Raw genomic sequence first — 22,457 nt, 5'->3', positions numbered from 1 at the left:
AATCCCCGCTGTACGAATAGATCGCCGGGGAGAGGAATTGTCGCGCTCGCGACATTTATTTATACCCTTTTCAGGTTCTTGCCTGGGGTATAAACAAAAGTGCCCGCAGCAGCGGGCACCCTGTAGCGACACTTAGCGACGCAGACCCAGTTTTTGGATCAGGGCGGCGTAGCGAGCTACGTCCTTGCTCTTCAGGTAATCCAGCATTTTACGACGCTGGTTTACCATGCGGATCAGGCCGCGGCGTGAGTGGTGATCCTGTTTGTGATCAACGAAGTGACCCTGCAGCTTGTTGATGTTGTGCGTCAACAGTGCAACTTGCACTTCCGGAGACCCGGTATCACCTTCAGCTTGTTGAAAACCTTTAACAATTTCAGCTTTTTCAGCAGCACTCAGTGCCATAACTCATTCCTCGTAATAATATGCGTAAAAACGATCCAGCCCAGCCCGTGCATATTTACAGACCGGCTAGCTTGGTGTGCGTGCCCTCGCGTAACTGTACCCAGCCCGTCCCTGGGCTGGCACTCACCTGCGGCGGCCAGTTCAACCTGGCGCCACCGGTAAATTCGTTTCCTGTCTCTCTGCTCGCGCCCCTAACTTCACAGTAGCTCAGTGCACAGCGCTTGCGTCAGCTGGCGACAACCAATCGCTTCGGTGCTACCCGGCCCTCCGGGTCGAGCAACCCAACGCCCAAAAAATCACCATTTTCAGCGAAGACGCGCACCATATCACCTTCTTTTCCGCTGCGATAGACCTGCGGGTCCATAATGGGATTGCCCTGACGGAAATAATAGGCGGCATCCGCCCCCAGGGTAATGGCCGCCAGCGACCGCACCGGGGTGTCTGCCGGCAATAAATGATGATCCAGCAGCTCTGCCTGACCCTCACCGCGCTCCGCCTGCAACTGCTCCAGGGTGACCGCACTGGACTCTGCAAATGGCCCGCAACTGACGCGGTGCAACACCGCTACGTGGGCGCCACAACCGAGGGCGGTACCCAGGTCTTCAGCGATGGAGCGAATGTAGGTGCCTTTGCTGCAGTGAACTTCAAGATCCACTTCCGCCGCAACACCGGGGCGAAAATCCAGCAGTTGCAGGGAAAATATGGTGACCGGGCGGGCTTTGCGTTCGATTTCTATGCCCTGGCGAGCCAGCTTGTAGAGGGGCTCACCGTTGTGCTTCAGGGCCGAATACATGGGTGGCACCTGCTCGATATCACCCTTGAATGGCGCCAGCGCCCGCTGCAATTGCTCGCTGGTTACTGCCGCCGCACTGCACTCGTCCAACTTGTCGCCGTCGGCATCGCCGGTGGTGGTGAAGGCGCCCAGGCGAAAGGTGGTGCGGTAGCGCTTGTCTGCGTCCAGCAAAAACTGGGAAAACTTGGTGGCCTCGCCAAAACACAGGGGTAGCACCCCGGTGGCGAGGGGATCGAGGCTGCCAGTGTGGCCGGCCTTGGCGGCGAAGAACAGGCGTTTGGCCTGCTGCAGGGCAGCATTGGAGGTCATGCCCGCGGGCTTGTTCAATATCACCACGCCACTGATGTTCCGGCCTTTACCTCTTCTACGACTCACAACTGCTCTCAACTGCTCTCTAACAGGGAAGCGGGAAGGCTACTAACCTTCGTCCTGCTCGGGTTTGACGCTTGTCTTCTCAGCACTTGCCGGCGCGGTGCTTTCGCTGTGCGCCTTGTCGGCCTTGACCGCCCGGTCAATCAGCTGCGACAACTCCTGCCCGCGCACCGAGGTCTGGTCGTACTTGAACACCAGCCGCGGCGTGATACGAATATCCAGTTCCTTGGCCAGCATGGAGCGCAGGAAGCCCGCCGCCCGGTTCAATGCCTCGACCCCGAGCTCGCACTCGTCCTGGCCGCGGGTGTCCACAAAGGTCACAAACACCTTGGCGTTGGCGAGGTCGCGGCTCACTTCCACATCGTTGATGTTAACCATGCCGATGCGTGGGTCGCGCACCTCAAATTGCAGCAGGTGGGCGAGGATACGCTGTATCTCATCCGCCAGCCGGTCGGTACGTTTAAATTCTCTGGCCATAAATTGCCTGTCGTGGCGGTGCCCGAGCCGTTACAGCTCGCGCGCCACCTCTTTGACTTTGAACACTTCGATCTGGTCACCGACCTTCACGTCGTAGTCCTTCACACCGATACCACACTCCATGCCGTTGCGAACTTCGGCAACGTCATCCTTGAAGCGACGCAGGGATTCCAGCTCACCCTCGTAGATCACGACGTTGTCGCGCAGTACCCGAATCGGCTCGTTGCGATACACCGTACCTTCCACCACCATACAGCCGGCCACCTGGCCAAACTTGGGCGAGCGGAACACTTCGCGCACATCGGCGATACCGACAATTTCTTCCACCCGCTCAGGATCCAGCATACCGGAAAGAGCGCCTTTCACGTCATCCAGCAACTGGTAGATGATGCTGTAGTAACGAATCTCGACAGATTCCTGCTCGGCCAGGCGCCGCGCACTGCCATCGGCCCGCACGTTAAAGCCTATGACGATGGCACCAGAGGTGAGCGCCAGGTTGATATCGTTCTCAGTGATACCGCCGACGCCGGCGACAATGATATTCACCTGTACTTCTTCGTTGCCGATGTCGACCAGAGCCGACTGGATGGCTTCCAGTGAACCGCGCACGTCAGTTTTCAGAACCACCGGCAGGATTTTCTGGTCATTGGCGCCCATATTGGCAAACATATTTTCCAGCTTGGCGGCCTGCTGGCGCTGCTGTCGACCTTCCCGCTCTTTCGAGGAGCGGTGCTCAGCCACTTCGCGCGCCTTGCGCTCGTTGGGCACAATCACAAATTCTTCGCCGGCTTCCGGAGCGGCATCCAGCCCCAGGATTTCTACCGGAGTGGAGGGGCCAGCTTCGCTGACAGACTTGCCCTGCTCGTTGTTCATGGCACGCACACGACCGTAGCTGTGGCCGGCCAGCATGATATCGCCCTGTTTCAATTCGCCAGCTTGTACCAGCACTGTGGCAACAATACCGCGGCCCTTGTCCATGCGAGACTCGATCACCACACCCCGCGCCGGTACGCCAACAGGCGCCTGCAGTTCAAGCAGTTCCGCCTGCAGGGACACGGCTTCCAGCAACTCGTCGATGCCATCACCGGTGTGGGCAGAGACTTCCACAAACTGCACGTCACCGCCCCAGTCTTCCGGAATGACTTCCTTGGCGGCCAGTTCATTCTTGACCCGATCCGGGTCGGCGTTTTCCTTGTCGCACTTGTTGATGGCGACCACGATCGGCACACCTGCTGCACGGGCGTGCAGGATGGCTTCTTCGGTCTGCGGCATGACGCCATCGTCGGCGGCTACCACCAGAATCACCACGTCAGTGCACTGGGCACCGCGGGCCCGCATCGCGGTAAACGCGGCGTGGCCGGGGGTATCCAGGAAGGCGATTTCGCCCTTCTCGGTTTTCACCCGGTAGGCGCCGATATGCTGGGTGATGCCACCGGCTTCGCCGGACACCACACGGGTGTTGCGAATGTAGTCCAACAGTGAGGTTTTACCGTGGTCGACGTGACCCATAACGGTAACCACCGGCGCGCGACCGCGCAGCTCACCTTCGGCAACGATAAATTCTTCCAGCTGCTCTTCGACCTCATTACCGGTCATCAGCACGGCCTTGTGACCCATTTCTTCCACCACCAACTGAGCAGTTTCCTGGTCAATGGCCTGGTTCATGGTCGCCATGGTACCCATTTTCATCAGCGTTTTAACGACTTCGCCTGCTTTCACAGACATGCGCTGTGCGAGGTCGGAAACCACGATGGTTTCAGGTATTTGAACTTCGTGCACAATTTTTCCCGTTGGCCGTTTAAAGCCATGCGTGTTTGTCAGTTTAATTGCCAGACGGGAAGATCTACGGCCCCTGCGAGAGCCATCCGCCAGGATATCGTCTTCTTCGTCCAACTCTTTTAACAGCGCTTTTTTATTGGCTTTCTTGGCGCCCGGCTTCTTCACCGCCTTCGGCGTTTTCTTGCGCGGTGAGTCATCGTCACTGTCATCCAGGTCGGCGGTGACAGGGTGCTTCTCTTTCTTCTTGCCGTGCTTGCCCTTCTCTTCTTCCTGCTGCGCCTTCAATGCCTTGGCTTCAGCCTCAGCGCGCATCTCGGCGTCGCTCAGTTCCGGCTCTTGCTCCGCGGCCTTTTTCTCGGCTTTTGCAGCAACTTCTTTGGCGCGACGAGCTTCCTCTTCGCGGCGCGCACTCATGGCCGCCAGGCGTCTTTCTTCCGCCGCTTCCAGAATGCTTTCATGGGTGTGTTCCACCGCTGGCTCCGGCTCGGGGATCTCCTCGACAAAAACCGGCTCTTCCACAACCGCAGGCTCGACCTTCTCAACCACCGGTGCCGCTACTGGCTGCTCCGCCACCGGTGCATCAGCACTGGCCGCTTCCGCGGCTGCGGCGTCCTCGGGCGCGGCGGCTGCCGCAGCTTCTGCCGCTGCACGCTCCGCTTCGGCGCGCAGTTCCGCCGGGTCGCGCTTGACGTAGGTGCGCTTCTTGCGCACCTCGACATTGACCAGCTTGCGGGCGCTGCCGCTGCCGGTTTTCAAGGTGGTGGTGGTTTTACGCTTCAGCGTAATTTTCTTCGGCGCCTCGGTGGATTCACCGTGGCTGGCCTTGAGAAACGCCAACAGCTTTTGCTTTTCTTCATCCGACACCAGCGCACCGGCACTGCTGTGCTTCAGGCCGGCTTCGGCCATTTGCTTCAGCAAGCGCTCTTCTGTTGTCCCCACTGAGCTGGCGAGTTCGCTAACGGTTACTTCTGCCATGATCTTTCCCCAATTCTCTCTATGCTGCTCAACCCTGGTCCTCTGCAAACCAAGGCTCGCGAGCTTTCATGATCAATGCAGCGGCACGTTCTTCATCAATACCATCGATGTCCAGCAACTCATCCACTGCCTGTTCCGCCAGATCATCCATTGTCACAATGCCGCGACTGGCCAGCAGGTAAGCGAGATGCCTGTCCATACCTTCCATATTCAGCAGGTCTTCTGCTGGTTCGGCATTTTCCAGTTGCTCTTCCGACGCCAGCGCCTGGGTCAGCAACGCATCCTTGGCCCTGGAGCGCAGCTCTTCGGCGATGTCTTCGTCAAAACCTTCGATATTGGACAGTTCCTCCAGCGGTACGTAGGCGATTTCTTCCAGGCTGGTGAAACCTTCTTCTACCAGTACAGTGGCCACATCTTCGTCGATATCCAGCGCCTGCATGAACACCTCCATGTAGGAGCCCGACTCTTCCTGCTGCTTGGACTGCCACTCTTCAACGCTCATGACGTTGATTTCCCACTGGCTCAATTCGGTGGCGAGGCGCACGTTCTGGCCGCCGCGACCAATGGCCTGGGCCAGGTTGTCCTCTGCCACTGCAACGTCCATGGAGTGGGTATCTTCATCCACCACGATGGACTCAATTTCTGCCGGCGCCATGGCATTGATGACAAACTGGGCCGGGTTGTCGTTCCAGAGCACGATATCGATGCGCTCACCACCCAGCTCGTTGGATACCGCTTGCACCCGCGAACCGCGCATACCGACACAGGCACCTACCGGGTCGATGCGACCGTCGTTGGTGTAGACGGCGATCTTGGCCCGTGAGCCCGGATCCCGCGCTGCGGCTTTCAATTCAATCACCTGCTCGGCAATTTCCGGCACTTCAATTTTGAACAGCTCCACCAGCATCTCCGGGCAGGAGCGGCTCAGGTACAGCTGCGGGCCGCGCAGTTCACTGCGCACATCCAGCAGCAGGGCCCGCACTCGGTCACCCATGCGGAAGACCTCGCGCCCGACCAGCTGGTCGCGGGGCAGCAGGCCTTCGGCGTTGTTGCCCAGGTCGACAATGATGCTGTCGCGGGTCACTTTCTTGACCGTGCCGCTGATCAATTCACCGACCCGGTCGCGGTACTGCTCAACCACCTGCTCGCGCTCGGCCTCGCGCACCTTCTGCACGATCACCTGCTTGGCGGCCTGGGCGGCAATACGGCCAAATTCAACGTTTTCGACCACTTCCTCGTAGATGTCACCCACTTTCAGCGATGGGTCTTTCTCCAGCGCTTCTTCGGTGGTGAACTGGGTGCCCAACAGGGCCATGGTGTCATCCGCCACCACTTCCCAACGGCGCGTGGTGACGTAATCGCCGGTCTTGCGATCGATCTTCACCTCGATGTCGGAGTCTTCGTCGTAGCGCTTGCGGGTAGCCGCAGCCAGGGCCAGCTCAATCGCCTCAAAAATGATGCCCTTGTCGACACCCTTTTCGTTTGAAACCGCATCCGCGACCAACAGAATTTCTTTGCTCATGTCTAAGCCTCAGCTTCGTTCCGCTGCCTCGAGTGCAGCCCTTTAAAACAGTGCAGCCCCTAAAAGCGGGGAATTACGTTCGCTTTTTCTATTAACTCGATGGGCAACAAGTACTCATGCTCGTCCACCACCACCAATACTTCGTCACCTTCGACGCCGCGCAACTGGCCGCTAAACTTGCGGCGCCCTTCGAACGCCGAGCGCAGCCTTACCGACACCTGCTCACCGGCATAGCGCGCAAATTGCTCCAGCGTGTACAGCGGCCGATCCATACCCGGCGAAGACACCTCCAGGGTGTACTCCCCGGCAATGGGGTCTTCCACGTCCAGCACACTGCTGACCTGGCGACTGACCTGTTCACATTCCTGCAGGCCGACACCTTCCGGGCGCTCGATATAAATGCGCAGGGTGCTGTGGCGCCCCTGGGAGAAGTACTCCAGGCCCCAGAGCTGGCAGCCCATGGATTCAACCACTGGCGCCAGAAGTTCTAACAATTGATCGTGTTTGGAGGCCATTTTCGCAACCGCTACCCGGCAATCTGTACAAACAAAAAATGGGCACTAGGCCCATCGCGTCTACGGTTGCCTGTCGCAACCATTAAACTCATCGTTTCGCGTAAACCCGGCCCAAGCGGCGGGAACACTCGCGCTCAATGCCGTACGTAGCAAAACTCTACATACGAAAAAGCCCCTGGCATGAGGGGCTTTCCTGCTGCGTCCTTACCCGGTTTCAGTACACCTTACCAGCTTCAAGCCACAGCCCCGGATTCAATTCACCCGGTGATGCCTGACCGACTGGTGTTGACCGTCTGAAACAAGCCCGCACAATCGAGGCGGCGAAGTATAGCAAAATACCGGGCCCAGCATCAAGTTAAATAGCCGGCCGCGGCCACAGACCTCACTGCAGCAATTTGAGAACGCTGGAGAAGTCAGTCATACCCTGGCGCTCATCCTGGTGCTTGAGAACCGTATACAGGCTCTGGGCCAGCGCACCCATGGGCACGGCAGAATTGGAGCCCTTGGCAGCATCCATGGCCAGCCCCAGGTCCTTCAGCATCAAGTTGATCATAAAGCCGCCCTCGTAACCCTTGCTGGCCGGTACATTGGGCATCACGCCAGGGTAGGGATTGTACTTCTCCAGCGACCAGTTACAGCCGGAACTCTTCAGCATGATCTCCGACAGCACCTTGGGGTCGAGACCGTTGTTGACCCCCATCTGCAAGGCTTCGGCGGTGCCGATCATATGCACGGCCAGCAGCATGTTGTTGCACAGCTTGGCAATCGAGCCGGCGCCGTGGCCACCGGCGTAGAAGACATTGCTGCCCATGGCATTGAGTACGGTTTTGGCGCGCTCGACATCCTCGGGCTCACCGCCACACATAAAGGCCAGGGTACCCGCTGCCGCCGCCCCGGTGCCGCCCGATACCGGCGCGTCGATAAAGTGCAGGCCGCGCTTCTCCGCCTCAACCCCCACCTTGCGGGAGTTTTCCGCGGCCACGGTGGAGCAATCGATCAGCAGGGTGTGTTTACCGACCGCGTCGAGCAGCTTCTGCTGGTGGATATAGACAGCCTCGACAATCGGCCCGGAGGGCAACATGGTGACCACATAGTCCACATCGGTGGCGGCCTCACAGGGGTCAGTGAAGGTTTGGCAGCCGGCCTGGGCGGCCTTCTCCAGCGCCTCGGCTGAAAGGTCAAACGCCTTGACGGTAAAGCCGGCCTTGGCCAGGTTGGCGGCCATGGGCCCACCCATATTACCGAGGCCGATAAATGCTACTTGCTGAGACATAGGTTATTCCTTGTACAAATTATTGTCAGAGGTCGTCGAGGGGGTTGGCGCCATCCCAGGGCGGCACGAAATGGGCCGCCACCAGCTCGGGGGTAACTGCAGCGAGGGTTGCAGGCTCGAATTTGGGCTGCTGGTCCTTATCCACCAGCAGCGCGCGTACGCCCTCGGCGAAGTTCGGGAAACCCATGCAATTGGCGGACAGCACCAGCTCCATCTGGAACGCCTCGCGCAGGGACATGTGCAGGCTGCGCTTGAGCTGTTCGGCAATCAGGTAGACTGTGGTCGGGCAACCACTGGCCAGGGTTTTGGCGGCACCGGCCAGCCACTTGTCATCACCACTGTAACTGGTGATGGCAGTGACCACCTCCTCCAGGGTGGGGCCTGCGGTCATGGCCTGGATCACATCATAGTGCTCGCGCACAGCGGAGACCGGCGGCTCACCGGCGCTGGTGGATAAACCCTGTAACAAGCGCGTCAGGTCTGCGCTGTGAGAGACGGGTTCGGCCCAGCTCATATCCCCCAGACCGGCGATAAATTCGGCCCACTGCTCATGGGCGAGGAAGTGATCCGCCAGGCCCAGGTAGAGGGTGTCACCGGCATTGATGGAAACCCCGGTGAGGGCCACAAACAGACCGCTGCGACCGGGCATCTTGTTCAGGAACCAGGAGCCGCCCACATCCGGATACAGGCCAATGGTCACTTCCGGCATGGCCAGCCGGGTCTTGGCGGTGACCACCCGATGGCTGGCTCCCGCCAACAGGCCGAGACCGCCCCCCATAACGATGCCGTGCCCCCAGACCACTATGGGCTTACTGTAAGTATGAATCAGGTAGTCGAGCCGGTATTCCTGCTCGAAGAAAGCGGCGGCGGCGCCGTCGCCGGCGAGGGAGGAGTTGCGCAACTGCACCACATCGCCGCCGGCACAAAAACCCTTGTCGCCACTGCCGCGCAGTACCACACAAGCAATAGAGTCATCCGCTTGCCACTGCTGCAGCTGCGGCAGCAGGATATCGACCATATCCCGGGTCAGCGCATTGAGTGACTTGGGCGCGTTGAGGGTCGCCAGGCCCACCCGGTAGCCGCCACCCGATGGCAGCGTTTCGATTAATACCGGCGCGTTGTTATCTTCTGTCGTCATAATATTTGCCCAACTGCTTGTTCGTTCAGGAACGCTGCGATCAGCGATTTTTCCACTCGGGTTTGCGCTTCTCGACAAAGGCACCCACGCCCTCTTTCTGGTCTTCGCTGTCCCACAATTTGACGAACAGCTCCCGCTCGGTGGCAAACGCGGTGGCCATGGGCTGGCTGCGAGCCGCCATAATCAACTGCTTGCAGTAGCGCACCGAGGTCGGGCTCTGCTTGGCCGCCATCGCCGCCAGTTCCAGCGCCTTGTCGAGGGCCGAGCCGGTGGGCACCACTTCTTCCACCAGGCCGATTTCCAGCGCCTTGTCGGCTTTCAGGCGCTGCCCCAGCAGGATCATGCGCTTGGCCCAGGATTCGCCCACCAGCCAGGGCAGTTGCTGGGAACCCAGTCCGCAGGGCAACAGGCCGACGCCGGCCTCTGGCAGGGCCATTTGCGCCTGCTCTTCGGCCACGCGCAAGTCGCAGGACAGGGCCACTTCCAGCCCGCCACCCATGGCGTAACCGGTAATGGCGGCGATGGATACGCCGGTGTAATTGGCCAGTGCTTCGAAGGCTGAGCCGAAGGCGTTGGCAAATTCAAACGACAGGCCTTTATCGTCGTGATTGAAACGGTTCAGGTCGGCGCCGGCGCTGAAAAACTTTTCACTCTCGCTGGCGATGACCAGGGCGTAGTTGTCGCGGTCGGCATTCAGCTCGGTGACTATGTCCTTGAGCTGGTTGAGGCTCTCCGGCGTCCAGGTATTGGCCGGCGGGTTGTTCATGGTGACAATGGCGGTATGGCCGCGTTTTTCCAGCTTTAGTGTGCTCATCGAATGTCCTCGGTTGCGCCTTCTTGTAATAAGCGACGCGCGGTAATCACCCGCATCACTTCGTTGGTTCCCTCGAGAATCTGGTGGACCCGGGAGTCTCGCAGGAATCGCTCAATGGGGTACTCTCGCAGGTAGCCGTAGCCACCGTGCAACTGCAACGCCTGGTTGCAAACCTCAAAACCGGCGTCGGTGGCAAAGCGCTTGGCCATTGCACAGTACACGGTTTTTTCGGGGTCGTTGTTGTCCACTGCCGCCGCGGCCATGCGCACCATCTGCCGCGCTGCGACCAGTTCGGTCACCATATCGGCGAGGCGAAATTGCAGCGCCTGGAACTCGGCAATGGGGTGGCCAAACTGTTCCCGCTCGCGCATATAGCGCTGGGTGATGTCGAGGCAGGCCTGGGCCGCGCCCACGGAACAGATGGCGATATTGATGCGGCCGCCATCCAGGCCCTTCATGGCAATCTTGAAGCCCTCACCCTCGGCACCGAGACGGTGACTCACGGGCACCCGCACGTTATCAAAGCTGATCGCCCGGGTGGGCTGACTGTTCCAGCCCATCTTGACTTCATTCTTGCCATACTCGATGCCCTCGGCATCGGCGGGTATGGCAAAGGCGGTAATGCCCCTGGCACCGGAGTCCTGAGTGCCAGTGCGCAACATGACCACCAGCATCTCGGTGCTGCCGGCACCGCTGATAAACATCTTGCTGCCGTTGATCACATACTCATCGCCATCGAGCCTGGCGGTAGAGCGCAGTGCGCCGGCATCGGAGCCGGCACTGGGTTCAGTCAGGCAGTAGGAGGCCAGCTTTTCGCCGCTGGTCAGGGCCGTGGCCCACTCGGCCTTCAGTTCATCGCTGCCCCAACTGCAGAGCATCCAGGTGGCCATATTGTGAATGGAGATAAAGGCGGCGGTGGAGGTACAACCGGCCGCCAGCTCCTCCAGGATTATGCTGGTATCGAGCCGCGACAAGCCCAGCCCACCGCATTCTTCCGGCGAGTACATGCCGCAAAAGCCCATTTCACCGGCGGCTTTAATCACATCGCGGGGAAAGATTTTCTGCTCGTCCCACTCCGCCGCTAGCGGCGCCATTTCACCCTGGGCAAAGGCGCGAGCCGCCTCCTGGAAAGCTTTTTGCTCGTCGTTAAGATTGAAATCCATAAGCGTATCCCGTCTCTGCTTTTGTTGTGTTTTTAGCGGCGCTCACTCAGTTAAATTTGCTCATCACGGCACCAAACAACTCCTCATCGGAGGGAATCACCTTGTGCTGCTCCAATGGCTTGGAGATCCAGGTGATGTTCACCAGGTCCTGCCAGGTGATGTTGTTGTTGGTGCTGTTGCCGCCCCAGGAGCCACAGCCCAGGGAGAAGGTCTGGCGCATGCCATTCCAGATATTACCACTGTTGGATGGCGCCTGCGGCTGGTTTACCATCACCCGCGAGGTTCTGGTTTCGCGGCCGTAGCGCAGCACGTTGTCGTCGCTGTAGGAGTAGATACCACAGGAGTGTCCCTGCCCCTGGTAGGCCTGGATGGCATTGGTGAGGGCAATCGCCTCATCCATATCCGCTACCTTGTAGAAAGCCATAACCACTGACATCTTTTCACCCGAGAACGGGTAATCGACGCCGGCACCGGTCTCCGGCACAATATAGAAGGTCTTGCCCTCGGGCAGGTCGATATCGGCCATGGCGGCAATCTTGCTGGCTGGCTGGGCCACGATGGCTGAATTGACGTGACCATCCTCCCAAATAATTTCCTGCAACTTCTGCTTTTCAACTTCATTGACCAGGTAACCGCCCTCGGCGATCAGCTTCTCCAACAACTGGTCATATATAGATGCGAAAGCCACGACCGAGTTGTCGGACGAACAGGAAGCGGCGAGGTCGAGGGTTTTTGAGATGCGAATTTTTTCCGCTGCCTCGTCCAAATTGGCGGTGTCGTCCACGGTAATGACTGCGTTACCCACGCCCACACCCAGCGCCGGAGTACCGGAGGAGTAGGCGGCAGAGACCATGGCCCCACCGCCGGTGGCGAGGATGCGGTCGCACTGCTTCATCAGCGCTTCGGTTTTTTCCATGCTCGGCACATCGATGCCGATCACCAGGTCTTCCGGCGCGCCGCAGGCCTTGATGGCTTCGCGCAACAAGCCGACGATCTTTTTGTTGGTGAGTTTGGAGCGCGGGTGCGGCGCGAGCACGATGGAATTGCGCCCCTTGATGGCAGAAATAGATTTGATTACCGGGGTGGCTTCCGGGTTGGTACAGGGGATCAGCGCCCCGATAACCCCAACCGGCTTGGCAATCTTGATGATATTACGCACCGGGTCAGTCTCGATCACATCCACCGATTTGTCGTCGATGATATCCACCAGGGTGGCGCGGGTTTTTTTCGATATCTTCAGGAATTTACCCTCGTAGTTACCCAGCTGGGTCTCATCGACGGTGAACTGGGCAATCTCTTCCGCTACACCGGGCCGGCACACTGCCCACACCATGGCGGTGATAAGCTCATCCACCTGCGCCTGGGTGTAGTTGGCGATTTGCGCCTGGGCTTTGCGTGAGCGCTCGATCAGGGCCGCGATTTCAGCTGCGTCCGCAGACTGTGCGATTGGGGCTTGTACTGTCATCAATCTTCTCCTGCCCGGTGGGCTTGTAATAATTCTCTCTGGGTTACAACAAGTTACCGCTGACTATCAGGCCCCGCTGCCCGCCTGTGCGGCATCGAACAGTGGTCTGGCAAAGTGGCATCGAAGAAACTGTTTCGGCGTATCCATACGGCAACGGCTCAACTTTGCTGCGGCGCACATGCCCGCCACAAAACCCACTGCCAGCCGGGGAGGCTGATAAAACTGCTGCAACGCTTTGTTGTTGTTAGTCATTGATAGAGGGCTATTTAAGCACCTGTCAGGGGCAGTAAAAATTGATTAAATTGCGGACTATATGGACTATATTGCTATTGAGAGCTATTGAACTGAGCTATGATTGCGGCACACGGCCTATATTTATGGATAATAACCATGATTGACTCCCGCTTTACAGACGACGACAAAATCACTTCCCACTGGCCCCTGCCGGCAGCCGGCATCCGCCAGATAACCCCGCAGTTCATTGTCTCGAGCTTGCTGCAACACCCTCTCAGCGCCGACCTGCTGCCGCTGGCCATGGGCTACTACCCGCGGGCCGAAAAACACCGCATGGCGCGCCGCAGTCACGACTCCTACCTGCTGATGTACTGCACCGGGGGTGCAGGCACCCTGCACGCCCGCAGCGCCGACTACACGGTAAACTCCGGCGACCTGATCTTGCTGCCACCCGGCCTGGCCCACAGCTACCGGGCTGACCGCAAGCAGCCCTGGACCATTTTCTGGGTGCACTTTGTCGGCCCGCTCAGCGAGGCCTACGTGGATTTCATCAAGCTGGAGCGAGTGGTCACCCCCCTTGGGCTGCAGGCGAGCCTGATCAGCAGCTTTGAAGAACTGCTCGGCATTCGTCGCCAGGGCCTGGCCCTGAACAGCTTTATCCAGGCCGCCAATCACCTGCGGGCACTGCTGACCGATATGGCAGCGGCCGTGTCCCAGCGCCGCCTGACCCTCAACCCCAACCTGGGCATGGAGCAACTGCTGGAGCATATGCAGCGCCATATCGCCAAGGACCTGGATCTGGAGGAGCTGGCAGCCATGGCCAACCTGTCCAAATACCACTTTATTCGCCGCTTCAAGGAGAGCACCGGGCACACCCCCATCCAGCACTTTATCCACCTGAAGATGGAGCGCGCCTGTGCATTGCTGGACAGCTCCGAAGCGGCCATCAAAACCGTGGCCGCGGAACTGGGTTACACCGATCCATTGTATTTTTCCCGCCAGTTCAAGAAAATCATCGGGATTTCGCCGCAGAAATACCGCGAGCTGCACGCTATCTGAATGTACCAGGTGAATCAGTACAGGCTCACATTGCCCCCGCAATATAGAGAAAGAGTATTCGCGGCCGGCTTTACCATAACTTACATAATGTTGCGGCGACGGCCATGTCATCCCTTTTAAATTTCCACTAATATCAACGCGGCATGTACTTGCGTCCCATGCAGAACCAACCCAGGCTAAACAGACTTACTGACAGTAGATGCACCATGAAAACAGCAGAACCCTATCGCGCCCGCCGCACCGCCCACAACGCCTACGAATTGCGCTGGCCGGGTGGTAAAAGCGGCAAGCTCAAGGTCTCCGTGACCGACTCCCCACAGCAGGCCATAAACAGTAAATTGGTCTGCGAAACGGAGCTGGATTACAGCGCCAAACAAGCGGTGATTACCGTGCCGGACACCGAGGGCACGGTTTTTTTTCACCTGCTGACCCCGAGCGGAGAAGAGCACGTCATCACCGACCGGGTCGTGCCGGCTGAAGGGGTGCGTAACTTTCGCGACTTTGGCGGTTACCATACGACCGACGGCCGCCGGGTGCGCTGGCAGGCGCTGTACCGCAGCGGTCACCTGGGCTCGCTGACCGAGTCCGACAAGCAGATGATCGCCGCGCTGGGCATCAACCTGGTGTGCGACTTCCGCACCCAGCCGGAGATGGACCTGAACCCCACCAGCCTCGCCGAAGGCCACACACCCCAAATCGTCCAGCTGCGACTCAACCCCGGCGATAACATCGAGCTGTTCGGCATGCTGAAAGACATCAAGGGGGCGAATGCTATCCGCGCCGCGGGGCGCAAGAAAATGTTGCACATCAACCGCGAAATCGTGCAGAACAAAACCGAAAGTTATCGCGATATGTTTCAGTCTATCCTGGCCAGCGAGGGCCCCGCCCTGATTCACTGCTCCGCCGGCAAGGACCGCACCGGATTTGGGGCGGCTATTATTCTGGCGGCGCTCGGAGTACCGGAGCAAACCATTTTTCACGATTACCTGCTCACCAACGAGTTCCTCGACATGGATTACTCGATGCGTTGGCTGAGCGACTTCACCGGAATCACCCTGGACAAGAAGGCAGCAGAGCCTATTTTTGAGGTTCACGCCGATTACCTGCGCTCCGCCTTCGACACCATCAAGGCCGAACACGGTGATGTGGACACCTTTATCCGCAACAAGATGGAGCTGGATGAACACGCACTCCAGGCGTTGCGCCAGCGCTACCTGGAACCCTGATTTTCAGCCAGCCCCTTAGCCTCAACTGTATAGCCTCAAGAACAGCCATAAAATAGACAAAACCGGACGCCGCTGGCCGAAGCAGCGGCCGGCTGATACCAGCCACCACCTGGTCAAATACTGAACAAATCCTGCAACCGATTACAGCATTATTATCTCACCATATGGACAATATTCCCCAAAAATATAGGCTTTAATCCGTTTAGACACTATCCGCGCGCAATTCATCTGCTACAATTCGCGACCAATTTCAAGTAGACCAAATGCTATAAACAGTGGGGTCCCCATGCTTATCGTTGTGCCGAAAGAGAAACAAAAAGGAGAGAACCGCGTCGCCCTGATTCCCGAGTTTGTCAAAAAGCTCAGCCGGGTCGGTGCGCGCGTTGCCATTGAAGCCAGTGCCGGTGCCGGTGCCGGCTTTACCGATGACAGCTACCGTGAAGCCGGTGCCGAAGTGGTCACAGGCATTGAAGCCAGCCTCAAGGACGCCGATATCGTGGTGCGCATTCACAAGCCATCCAGCGACGACCTGGCCAGCTATAAGAAGGGTGCTATTTCCATCAGCTACCTCGATCCGTTCAATGAGCGCGGCCTGATTGAAGCTATGGGCAGTGCCGGGGTCACCGGCATCTCCATGGAGATGATTCCCCGCTCCACCCGCTCGCAGAAAATGGACGCCCTCAGCTCCCAGGCCAACCTGGCCGGTTACGTCATGGTGCTGAAAGCCGCCGCCGCACTGGACCGGATCCTGCCCATGATGATGACCCCGGCCGGCACCCTGAAGCCGTCCAAGGTGTTTGTTATCGGCGCCGGTGTAGCGGGCCTGCAGGCCATCGCCACCGCCAAGCGCCTCGGCGCCAAGGTCACCGCCTTTGACACCCGCTCAGTGGTAGCCGAACAGGTGCAGTCGGTGGGTGCCAAGTTCCTGCATATCGATCTCGGTGAAACCGGCCAGACCAAGGACGGCTACGCCGTGCAGTTGACCCCGGAGCAGCTGGAGAAGCAAAAAGAAGGACAGAAGGCGGAGATCGCCGAGTCCGACATCGTCATAACCACCGCCCAGGTGTTCGGTCGCAAACCGCCGCTGATTGTCACCGCCGATGCGGTCGCTGCCATGAAGCCCGGCAGTGTGATTGTGGACATGGCCGCCGAGACCGGCGGCAACGTCGAGGGCTCCAGGCCCGGCGAAGTGGTGGTTACCGAGGGCGGGGTCAAGATCATCGGCACCGGCAACTGGTCCAATGAAGTCCCGCGGGATGCCAGTCAGATGTACGCCTCCAACGTCTTTAACCTGATCGATGAGTTCTGGGACGAAGAACAGAAGCGCATGACCCTGGATTTCGACAACGACATCAGTGGCTGCGTCATCACCCATGAGGGCGAGCTGGTCAACGCCACCATCCGCAACCACTACCAGCCCGACAAGGGCTAACAGGAGTAACTCTGATGGAAGTGTATATCTTTTTAACCTTTATCCTGATGCTGTCAGTGATACTGGGTTTCGAACTGATTCACAAGGTCCCCGCCACCTTGCACACGCCGCTGATGTCGGCCTCCAACGCCATTTCCGGGATCACCCTGATCGGCGCCATCGTGTTGGCCGGCAAAAGTGCCGACCCGCAAATGGCGACCCTGCTGGGTGCCGCCGCAGTGGCTTTTGCCACCATCAACGTGGTGGGCGGTTACATGGTGACCGACCGCATGCTGGGCATGTTCAAGAAGAAAGGGGATAAGAAGTAATGGCTTTGTCATCATTGATCGGATTCAGTTACGTCGTTAGCGCGGCGCTGTTTATCATCGGCCTGAAGATGCTCGGCTCGCCGGCCACGGCGCGCCGCGGTAACACCCTGTCGGCCATCGGCATGCTGATCGCCGTGGTGGTCACCCTGCTCGACCAGGGCATTGTCGACTTCCGCTACATCGCCATCGCCGTCGCCATTGGCGCCGTTATCGGTGCTGTGGCCGCCCGTCGCGTCGCCATGACCTCCATGCCGGAGATGGTGGCCCTGTTCAACGGCTTTGGCGGTATCGCCAGTTTGCTGGTGGGCTGGGCGGCCATTGCCCCGGACGCCGGCGGTATCGTGCTGACCACCATTTTCCTCTCCATCCTGATCGGTGGCGTGACCTTTACCGGCAGCCTGGTGGCCTACGGCAAGCTCAGTGAGATCATGCCCGGCAAGCCGCTGATGTTCAAAGGCCAGGCCGTGGTCAACAGCGCGGTGATCATCGCCATCTTCGTCGCCGGCTACCTGTTTGTGCAGCAGCCGGAGAACCTCAGCTACCTGTACGCGGCCATCGCCCTGGCGGTAGTGTTCGGCGTGCTGGTGGTCATCCCCATCGGCGGCGCCGACATGCCGGTGGTGATCTCCCTGCTCAACAGCTACTCCGGTCTGGCCGCCTGTGCCGCCGGTTTCGCCATCAACAACAACCTGCTGATCGTGGCCGGTTCGCTGGTGGGCGCCTCGGGTATCATCCTCACCAACATCATGTGCAAGGCCATGAACCGTTCCCTGAGCAACGTGCTCTTCTCCGGTTTCAGCAAGGTCAAGTCCATGGACATGAAGATCGAGGGCGAGGTCAAGCCGATCACCGCCGACGACGCCTTCTACGTACTGGAAGCCGCCAGCACCGTGGCCATCATCCCCGGCTACGGCATGGCGGTGGCCCAGGCCCAGCACGCGGTGAAAGAACTGCAGGAACTGCTGGAAGAGAACGGCGCCGAGGTGATCTATGGTATTCACCCGGTGGCCGGTCGTATGCCCGGCCACATGAACGTGCTGCTGGCCGAGGCAGATGTATCCTACGACCTGCTGCTGGAGATGGACGACATCAACCCGCGCATGGAAACGGTCGACGTGGCCATCGTTATCGGTGCCAACGACGTGGTCAACCCCGCCGCCCGGGAGATGGAGGGCAGCCCCATCTACGGCATGCCGGTGATCAACGTCGACAAGGCCCGCACCGTGTTTGTCCTGAAGCGCTCCATGGCCTCGGGCTTCGCCGGCATCGACAACCCGCTGTTCTTCAAGGAGAACACGCGCATGGTGTTCGGCGACGCCAAGGAAACCCTGAGTCACCTGATTCGGGAATTTGGCTAAGCCAGACCGTTAAACGAAGCTGCTTGCCGGTGCACTGCGCACCGGCAAGCAATTTTGCCAAACCCGCCTTACCATACAAACCCCGCCCTGCCACACAAGCCCCGCCGCGCACAAATCTTGCCAGCAAAGCTCCGTTCCCGTACCCTCCTGTTATTCCAAGACAGCGGTACCCAGCTACCCAAGCAAAATTTTCAAACCAAAACTATCAAGCCAAAACTAACCAGCCACAACTAACCGCCTTCCCCTACCAGAGCCCGGCCCCCATCATGCCCAGCGAACCAGGCTAGTCCAATATGTCCTCCCCAACTCTGTTCAGTATCGGCTTTCGCCCCTTTTTCCTCGGCGCCATCTTGTACGCGATCGCGGCCATGGGCCTGTGGACCGCAATCTACAGCCTGCAGATCCCGCTGCCGCTCTACCCGGTCAATCCCGTCAGCTGGCACGGCCACGAGATGATTTACGGCTACGCCATGGCGGTGGTGGCCGGGTTCTTACTGACCGCCATCGGCAACTGGACCGGCATCCGCACCTTGCACGGTTACCCGCTCGCGCTGCTGTTCCTGGCCTGGCTCGCCGCCCGGGCACTGCCTCTCTGCGGCAGTAAAGTGCCAATTGCATGGGTTGCGAGCTTCGACTTGCTGTTTATGCTGGGCTTAACTGCCGCCGCCAGCGCGCCAATTATCAAGGCCAGGTCGAGCGCCAATTACGCCATCATTGGCAAGCTGGTGTTACTTTGCGCCAGCAACCTGGTGTTTTACCTGGGTATTTTTGAGGTGATCAATGACGGCGTGCGCCTGGGGTTGTACAGCGGCCTCTACCTGGTGCTCGCGCTGGTATTGACCATCGGCCGGCGGGTGCTGCCCTTTTTTATCGAGCGCGCCAGCGAGCAACCCCTGCAACTCAGGAACCGGCGCTGGCTCGACCTCAGCAGCCTGGTGGCGTTCCTGCTGTTCTGGCTGGCGGAATTGTGGCTGCCGTTTTCCACCCCGGCGGCACTGCTGGCCGCGCTACTGTTTGTCTTGCACAGTATTCGCCTGGCGGGTTGGTACCATGGTGTCATCTGGCAACAACCACTGCTTTGGGTACTCTACCTCGCCTATTTACTGTTGACCCTGAGTTTCGCCTTCAAGGCCATCAGCATTGCCCTGCAGTTAAATCCATTGCTCGCACTGCACGCCTTTGCCATGAGCGGTATCGCCAGCATGACCCTCGGCATGATGGCACGCATCGCCCTGGGCCACACCGGCCGTAATATCTATGCAGCACCGCGAATCCTTGGGCCCATTTTCTGCCTGCTGTTTGCCAGCGGCGTGGTGCGAGTGGTGTTGCCGCTATTGTGGCCCGCGCACTACCAGAGCTGGATACTGCTGGCGCAAGTGCTCTGGATAGCCAGCTTCACAGTCTTTGCCCTGGTTTACCTGCCTATCTTGGTAGGCCCAAGGGCGGATGGCAAACCGGGCTAACCCCTGCCCGGCGAATACCATTACCAGCCAGTGCCAAGGCCAGCCAATAGCCGTTGCACACCACACGGCCCGCAACCCACAATCGCATTAACAAATCTTGCCTGGGATAAATCCTGGCCAGCAGAGTAAACTGGGCCATAGTGAATAAAAAAAATTAAAACTGAACGAATAGTGCAACAGCGAGGTACGCACCGATGAAAGACATGAGCGGCGAGAGCAACGGCGACAACTGCCCATTTGAATTTAACTTTGATGAAAAGACCTTCAAGCCCGGCGACATCGTCAGTTACCGGGTACCCGAGAGTTTTGGCGACATGCCCTTTGTCGGCATCCTGGTCAGCGTCGCCGACGACCATGTCATGCTCGCCCACTACGACCCCAACGTGCCCATCGACAAGATCGAAAAGACCATGCGCGGCACCCGGGAAAGCCGGCCGGCGGTCAGCGCCAAGGACGCACTGGGCGAGTAACCCGGCGCCCGCTTAAACCTGGAATATCTGCATCGCTACTGGCAAGTTACTTCTGGCAAGTTACTTCTGGCAAGTTACTTCTAGCAAGTTATTTGAAGACCGGCGCACGCTTTTCGGTAAACGCCTTTACTCCTTCCACTCCGTTAGCGCTGCGGGCATTGCTGGAGATATTGTTTGACTCCAGCTCCAATTGACTTTCCAGGCTGTTGCCAAAACTCGCCTTCAACAACCGCTTGACGCTGCCATTGGAATCGATCGAGCCCGCGGCCATCGAGTTGGCCAATCCCATTGCCACATCCATTAATTCGTCTGCGCCTACGACCTGGTTTAACAAACCCCACTCCAGCGCCTCCTGGGCCGACAACACTCGATTGGTGACGATCAGTTCGTACGCCTTGCGCGCGCCCACCAGCCGCGGCAGGTGATAGCTGGCGCCACCGTCGGGGCTCAAGCCAATCTTGGTATAGGCCATGGTGAATTTGGCATTGTCTACGGCGATGGCGTAATCCGCGCCTGTCACCAGGCTAAAACCGGCGCCGGCCGCGGTGCCGTTGACGGCGACAATCAAAGGTGCGCGCATATTGGCGAAGCTGATCAATGCGCGGTGCAAGGCATCCGCCAGCTCCTTCAGCTTGAGGCCAGCATCACTATAGGTGGACATTTCATGAACATCGCCACCGCCGCAAAACAATTTGCCGGTACCGGTCAGCAACACGGCCCGCAATTCCGGGTCGCACTCGCAGCGCCGCGCGACTTCCGACAACTCCACACTCATCTGCAAGTTGATGCCATTGGCAGCCTCCGGGCGGTTGAGGGTAATCACCGCCACACTGCCGGACATTTCGAAGTTCAGGGTTTGGTAGTCGCTCATGGATAATTTCTCCTGCTTGGTGCTTGGTGCTCGCTGCTCGCTGTGGCAGCTACCTGGCTCTGTGAATTTCGTTCATTGTCTTGTATCTGATGGGCGGCGATTATAACCCGGCTTTCGGCCCTGCTGCGTCAATACTTGTAAACGCGACACCGCCCGGATCGATTTACATCGGCGTGGCATCGCTGACGACGAGCCGGGAAAACCTTGCCTTGGCGTAGTTACCAGCGGCGTAATCCGTTTTCCAGTCGCCAGTCCCTGGGCAGGCGGGATAGCGAAAGCTCTCATCCACCTTGGTGCTGCATTGATTGTACAGGCCGGCTTTAAAGTAGAGCGGATCACCACTGTAGCCCAGCGGGTGATCGTTACTGTCAACCTTGCCATTGGCGTCGACATTGTTGGCAAGGTTGATCGAATGGCGCACCGTGCCGTGCTTCACGCTTGCAAAGATAAGATGCATGGTGTTTTCATGCACATTCACCGTATAGCTGAACTCTTCTCCCAGTGCCACACCCCGGTCGCCCGGATCGTCCGGATTATCCCAGCTGTTGCCCCATACGCTGTAGGCGATGTCTACCCTATTGGGGTCGTCCACCGGCAGGTTTCTCTCGTAGGTCCAAAACACTGACCCATTCTCATGGTTGGGCCACTTCTTGTAAAAGATCTTCAGCGGCTCATTGCCATAGCCAAAACCGTCTGTCTTTTGCTCCATTTTAAGCGCGTGAATTTGACCGATTACGGCGGAGTAAGCCGGGTATTTGTGCGGGTGACCAGCGTTGCGAGAGACGTGATCGACCTGCAGGGTGGCTTCCATGCGGCCGCCGATGGAGGCAAAACTGGCAGCGTCCTTGTGGGCCGCAAGGGCAAAATTATTCGCCGGCGCTTTGGTCGGGATCGACGTATCTGCGCCGCGACTCATATAGCGCAACTCACTGCGTGTGTTGGTGGATGTCTTGGTTGTTGTGGCTTTATTCGGGCTGGCAAACACCAGCCGGCCCTGCTCATCCAGATAGAAAAAGTCGGGATGGGAATAGTTTTGCAGCTCGGCGGCACTGATGGTATCGGCCCTGCCGTCCTGGTTCAGGTCAACCGGCACATCGAGGTACCAGTGGCTCAAATCGAATTTACTGGCCGGCACCGGCGGCGCGGCGCTGATCTGCGTGGCCGGTGTAGTGTCTGTGACAGCGGCCGTCTCCTGCGAAGATTCCGGGGAGCAACCCGTGCCAGCCAGGGCGATAGTGGCGGCGAGAGCCAGGATACAGCGAGTGTTATACATTGCAAAACTCCAAATAAAAGTTTGCCACCAGTGCTGGAGCTTTTGGCACTGCAGACCGGAAGAAAACTTGACGAA

General features: G+C 58.7%; 20 protein-coding genes. 7 read left to right on the top strand and 13 right to left on the bottom strand.

Annotation, left to right across the window (positions count from 1 at the left end; translation table 11 throughout):
• Positions 1 to 132: 132 nt before the first annotated feature.
• The 11 genes from rpsO to G8764_RS19610 all read right to left on the bottom strand — a co-directional run bounded on the left by rpsO (position 133) and on the right by G8764_RS19610 (position 12,688).
• The gene (gene rpsO / locus G8764_RS19660; protein WP_166167059.1) at positions 133 to 402 is read right to left on the bottom strand and encodes a 30S ribosomal protein S15; all 270 of its coding nucleotides are present in this window, start codon (positions 400 to 402) and stop codon (positions 133 to 135) included.
• Between the two features lie 226 nt (positions 403 to 628).
• On the bottom strand, positions 629 to 1,570 hold the full coding sequence (truB, locus tag G8764_RS19655; protein WP_166167056.1) for a tRNA pseudouridine(55) synthase TruB: 942 nt from the start codon (positions 1,568 to 1,570) through the stop codon (positions 629 to 631).
• A gap of 42 nt (positions 1,571 to 1,612) precedes the next feature.
• Positions 1,613 to 2,044 carry a 30S ribosome-binding factor RbfA gene (gene rbfA, locus G8764_RS19650; RefSeq protein WP_166167053.1) on the bottom strand — a complete coding sequence of 144 codons (432 nt, stop codon included), beginning with the start codon at positions 2,042 to 2,044 and terminating at the stop codon, positions 1,613 to 1,615.
• A gap of 30 nt (positions 2,045 to 2,074) precedes the next feature.
• The gene (infB, locus tag G8764_RS19645) at positions 2,075 to 4,798 is read right to left on the bottom strand and encodes a translation initiation factor IF-2 (RefSeq protein WP_166167050.1); all 2,724 of its coding nucleotides are present in this window, start codon (positions 4,796 to 4,798) and stop codon (positions 2,075 to 2,077) included.
• Between the two features lie 28 nt (positions 4,799 to 4,826).
• Positions 4,827 to 6,320, bottom strand: a complete 1,494-nt coding sequence (nusA, locus tag G8764_RS19640) for a transcription termination factor NusA (protein WP_166167047.1) — start codon at positions 6,318 to 6,320, stop codon at positions 4,827 to 4,829.
• 59 nt (positions 6,321 to 6,379) lie between these two features.
• Positions 6,380 to 6,835 (bottom strand): ribosome maturation factor RimP, encoded by a 456-nt coding sequence (rimP, locus tag G8764_RS19635; RefSeq protein WP_166167044.1) that lies wholly within the window; start codon positions 6,833 to 6,835, stop codon positions 6,380 to 6,382.
• 382 nt (positions 6,836 to 7,217) lie between these two features.
• Positions 7,218 to 8,108: a 3-hydroxyisobutyrate dehydrogenase gene (gene mmsB / locus G8764_RS19630; protein ID WP_166167041.1), complete on the bottom strand. Its 891-nt coding sequence runs from the start codon at positions 8,106 to 8,108 to the stop codon at positions 7,218 to 7,220.
• A 25-nt stretch (positions 8,109 to 8,133) separates the two neighbouring features.
• On the bottom strand, positions 8,134 to 9,246 hold the full coding sequence (locus tag G8764_RS19625; RefSeq protein WP_166167038.1) for an enoyl-CoA hydratase/isomerase family protein: 1,113 nt from the start codon (positions 9,244 to 9,246) through the stop codon (positions 8,134 to 8,136).
• Positions 9,247 to 9,286: 40 nt separating this feature from the next.
• The gene (locus G8764_RS19620; RefSeq protein WP_166167035.1) at positions 9,287 to 10,060 is read right to left on the bottom strand and encodes an enoyl-CoA hydratase; all 774 of its coding nucleotides are present in this window, start codon (positions 10,058 to 10,060) and stop codon (positions 9,287 to 9,289) included.
• Positions 10,057 to 11,223: an acyl-CoA dehydrogenase family protein gene (locus G8764_RS19615; protein ID WP_166167032.1), complete on the bottom strand. Its 1,167-nt coding sequence runs from the start codon at positions 11,221 to 11,223 to the stop codon at positions 10,057 to 10,059. Before G8764_RS19615 ends, G8764_RS19620 begins: the two co-directional genes overlap by 4 nt.
• Positions 11,224 to 11,269: 46 nt before the next feature.
• Entirely contained in the window at positions 11,270 to 12,688 is a 1,419-nt protein-coding gene (locus G8764_RS19610) for an aldehyde dehydrogenase family protein (protein ID WP_166167029.1), read from the bottom strand.
• A gap of 390 nt (positions 12,689 to 13,078) precedes the next feature.
• On the opposite strand from G8764_RS19610, the gene G8764_RS19605 reads away from it, so the two are divergent.
• The 7 genes from G8764_RS19605 to G8764_RS19575 all read left to right on the top strand — a co-directional run bounded on the left by G8764_RS19605 (position 13,079) and on the right by G8764_RS19575 (position 20,238).
• Positions 13,079 to 13,981, top strand: a complete 903-nt coding sequence (locus G8764_RS19605) for an AraC family transcriptional regulator (protein ID WP_166167026.1) — start codon at positions 13,079 to 13,081, stop codon at positions 13,979 to 13,981.
• A gap of 206 nt (positions 13,982 to 14,187) precedes the next feature.
• Entirely contained in the window at positions 14,188 to 15,207 is a 1,020-nt protein-coding gene (locus tag G8764_RS19600; RefSeq protein ID WP_166167023.1) for a tyrosine-protein phosphatase, read from the top strand.
• Positions 15,208 to 15,493: 286 nt separating this feature from the next.
• Complete coding sequence (locus tag G8764_RS19595) at positions 15,494 to 16,639, top strand: Re/Si-specific NAD(P)(+) transhydrogenase subunit alpha (RefSeq protein ID WP_166167020.1); 1,146 nt, start codon at positions 15,494 to 15,496, stop codon at positions 16,637 to 16,639.
• Between the two features lie 14 nt (positions 16,640 to 16,653).
• Complete coding sequence (locus tag G8764_RS19590; protein WP_166167017.1) at positions 16,654 to 16,947, top strand: NAD(P) transhydrogenase subunit alpha part 2; 294 nt, start codon at positions 16,654 to 16,656, stop codon at positions 16,945 to 16,947.
• Positions 16,947 to 18,305: an NAD(P)(+) transhydrogenase (Re/Si-specific) subunit beta gene (locus G8764_RS19585; RefSeq protein WP_166167014.1), complete on the top strand. Its 1,359-nt coding sequence runs from the start codon at positions 16,947 to 16,949 to the stop codon at positions 18,303 to 18,305. Before G8764_RS19590 ends, G8764_RS19585 begins: the two co-directional genes overlap by 1 nt.
• A gap of 293 nt (positions 18,306 to 18,598) precedes the next feature.
• A complete protein-coding gene (locus G8764_RS19580; protein ID WP_166167011.1) occupies positions 18,599 to 19,768 on the top strand; it encodes an NnrS family protein in 1,170 nt (389 codons plus the stop codon).
• A gap of 194 nt (positions 19,769 to 19,962) precedes the next feature.
• Entirely contained in the window at positions 19,963 to 20,238 is a 276-nt protein-coding gene (locus G8764_RS19575) for a hypothetical protein (protein WP_166166903.1), read from the top strand.
• 88 nt (positions 20,239 to 20,326) lie between these two features.
• On the opposite strand, the gene G8764_RS19570 is transcribed toward G8764_RS19575, so the two are convergent.
• Both G8764_RS19570 and G8764_RS19565 read right to left on the bottom strand, forming a co-directional pair.
• The gene (locus G8764_RS19570; RefSeq protein ID WP_166167008.1) at positions 20,327 to 21,109 is read right to left on the bottom strand and encodes an enoyl-CoA hydratase/isomerase family protein; all 783 of its coding nucleotides are present in this window, start codon (positions 21,107 to 21,109) and stop codon (positions 20,327 to 20,329) included.
• Between the two features lie 163 nt (positions 21,110 to 21,272).
• Positions 21,273 to 22,382 (bottom strand): polysaccharide lyase family 7 protein, encoded by a 1,110-nt coding sequence (locus G8764_RS19565; protein ID WP_166167005.1) that lies wholly within the window; start codon positions 22,380 to 22,382, stop codon positions 21,273 to 21,275.
• Positions 22,383 to 22,457: the final 75 nt, after the last annotated feature.

Origin of the sequence: Pseudomaricurvus alcaniphilus, assembly GCF_011440395.1 — a bacterium.
Classification (GTDB): Bacteria; Pseudomonadota; Gammaproteobacteria; order Pseudomonadales; family Cellvibrionaceae; genus Pseudomaricurvus; species Pseudomaricurvus alcaniphilus.
This window is presented reverse-complemented; position numbering and strand designations above follow the sequence as displayed.

Coding starts and splice junctions, on each gene's coding strand:
- rpsO (WP_166167059.1), bottom strand. CDS start 402: ATGGCACTGAGTGCTGCTGAAAAAGCTGAAATTGTTAAAGGTTTTCAA.
- rbfA (WP_166167053.1), bottom strand. CDS start 2,044: ATGGCCAGAGAATTTAAACGTACCGACCGGCTGGCGGATGAGATACAG.
- infB (WP_166167050.1), bottom strand. CDS start 4,798: ATGGCAGAAGTAACCGTTAGCGAACTCGCCAGCTCAGTGGGGACAACA.
- nusA (WP_166167047.1), bottom strand. CDS start 6,320: ATGAGCAAAGAAATTCTGTTGGTCGCGGATGCGGTTTCAAACGAAAAG.
- rimP (WP_166167044.1), bottom strand. CDS start 6,835: ATGGCCTCCAAACACGATCAATTGTTAGAACTTCTGGCGCCAGTGGTT.
- mmsB (WP_166167041.1), bottom strand. CDS start 8,108: ATGTCTCAGCAAGTAGCATTTATCGGCCTCGGTAATATGGGTGGGCCC.
- G8764_RS19625 (WP_166167038.1), bottom strand. CDS start 9,246: ATGACGACAGAAGATAACAACGCGCCGGTATTAATCGAAACGCTGCCA.
- G8764_RS19620 (WP_166167035.1), bottom strand. CDS start 10,060: ATGAGCACACTAAAGCTGGAAAAACGCGGCCATACCGCCATTGTCACC.
- G8764_RS19615 (WP_166167032.1), bottom strand. CDS start 11,223: ATGGATTTCAATCTTAACGACGAGCAAAAAGCTTTCCAGGAGGCGGCT.
- G8764_RS19610 (WP_166167029.1), bottom strand. CDS start 12,688: ATGACAGTACAAGCCCCAATCGCACAGTCTGCGGACGCAGCTGAAATC.
- G8764_RS19605 (WP_166167026.1), top strand. CDS start 13,079: ATGATTGACTCCCGCTTTACAGACGACGACAAAATCACTTCCCACTGG.
- G8764_RS19600 (WP_166167023.1), top strand. CDS start 14,188: ATGAAAACAGCAGAACCCTATCGCGCCCGCCGCACCGCCCACAACGCC.
- G8764_RS19595 (WP_166167020.1), top strand. CDS start 15,494: ATGCTTATCGTTGTGCCGAAAGAGAAACAAAAAGGAGAGAACCGCGTC.
- G8764_RS19590 (WP_166167017.1), top strand. CDS start 16,654: ATGGAAGTGTATATCTTTTTAACCTTTATCCTGATGCTGTCAGTGATA.
- G8764_RS19585 (WP_166167014.1), top strand. CDS start 16,947: ATGGCTTTGTCATCATTGATCGGATTCAGTTACGTCGTTAGCGCGGCG.
- G8764_RS19580 (WP_166167011.1), top strand. CDS start 18,599: ATGTCCTCCCCAACTCTGTTCAGTATCGGCTTTCGCCCCTTTTTCCTC.
- G8764_RS19575 (WP_166166903.1), top strand. CDS start 19,963: ATGAAAGACATGAGCGGCGAGAGCAACGGCGACAACTGCCCATTTGAA.
- G8764_RS19570 (WP_166167008.1), bottom strand. CDS start 21,109: ATGAGCGACTACCAAACCCTGAACTTCGAAATGTCCGGCAGTGTGGCG.
- G8764_RS19565 (WP_166167005.1), bottom strand. CDS start 22,382: ATGTATAACACTCGCTGTATCCTGGCTCTCGCCGCCACTATCGCCCTG.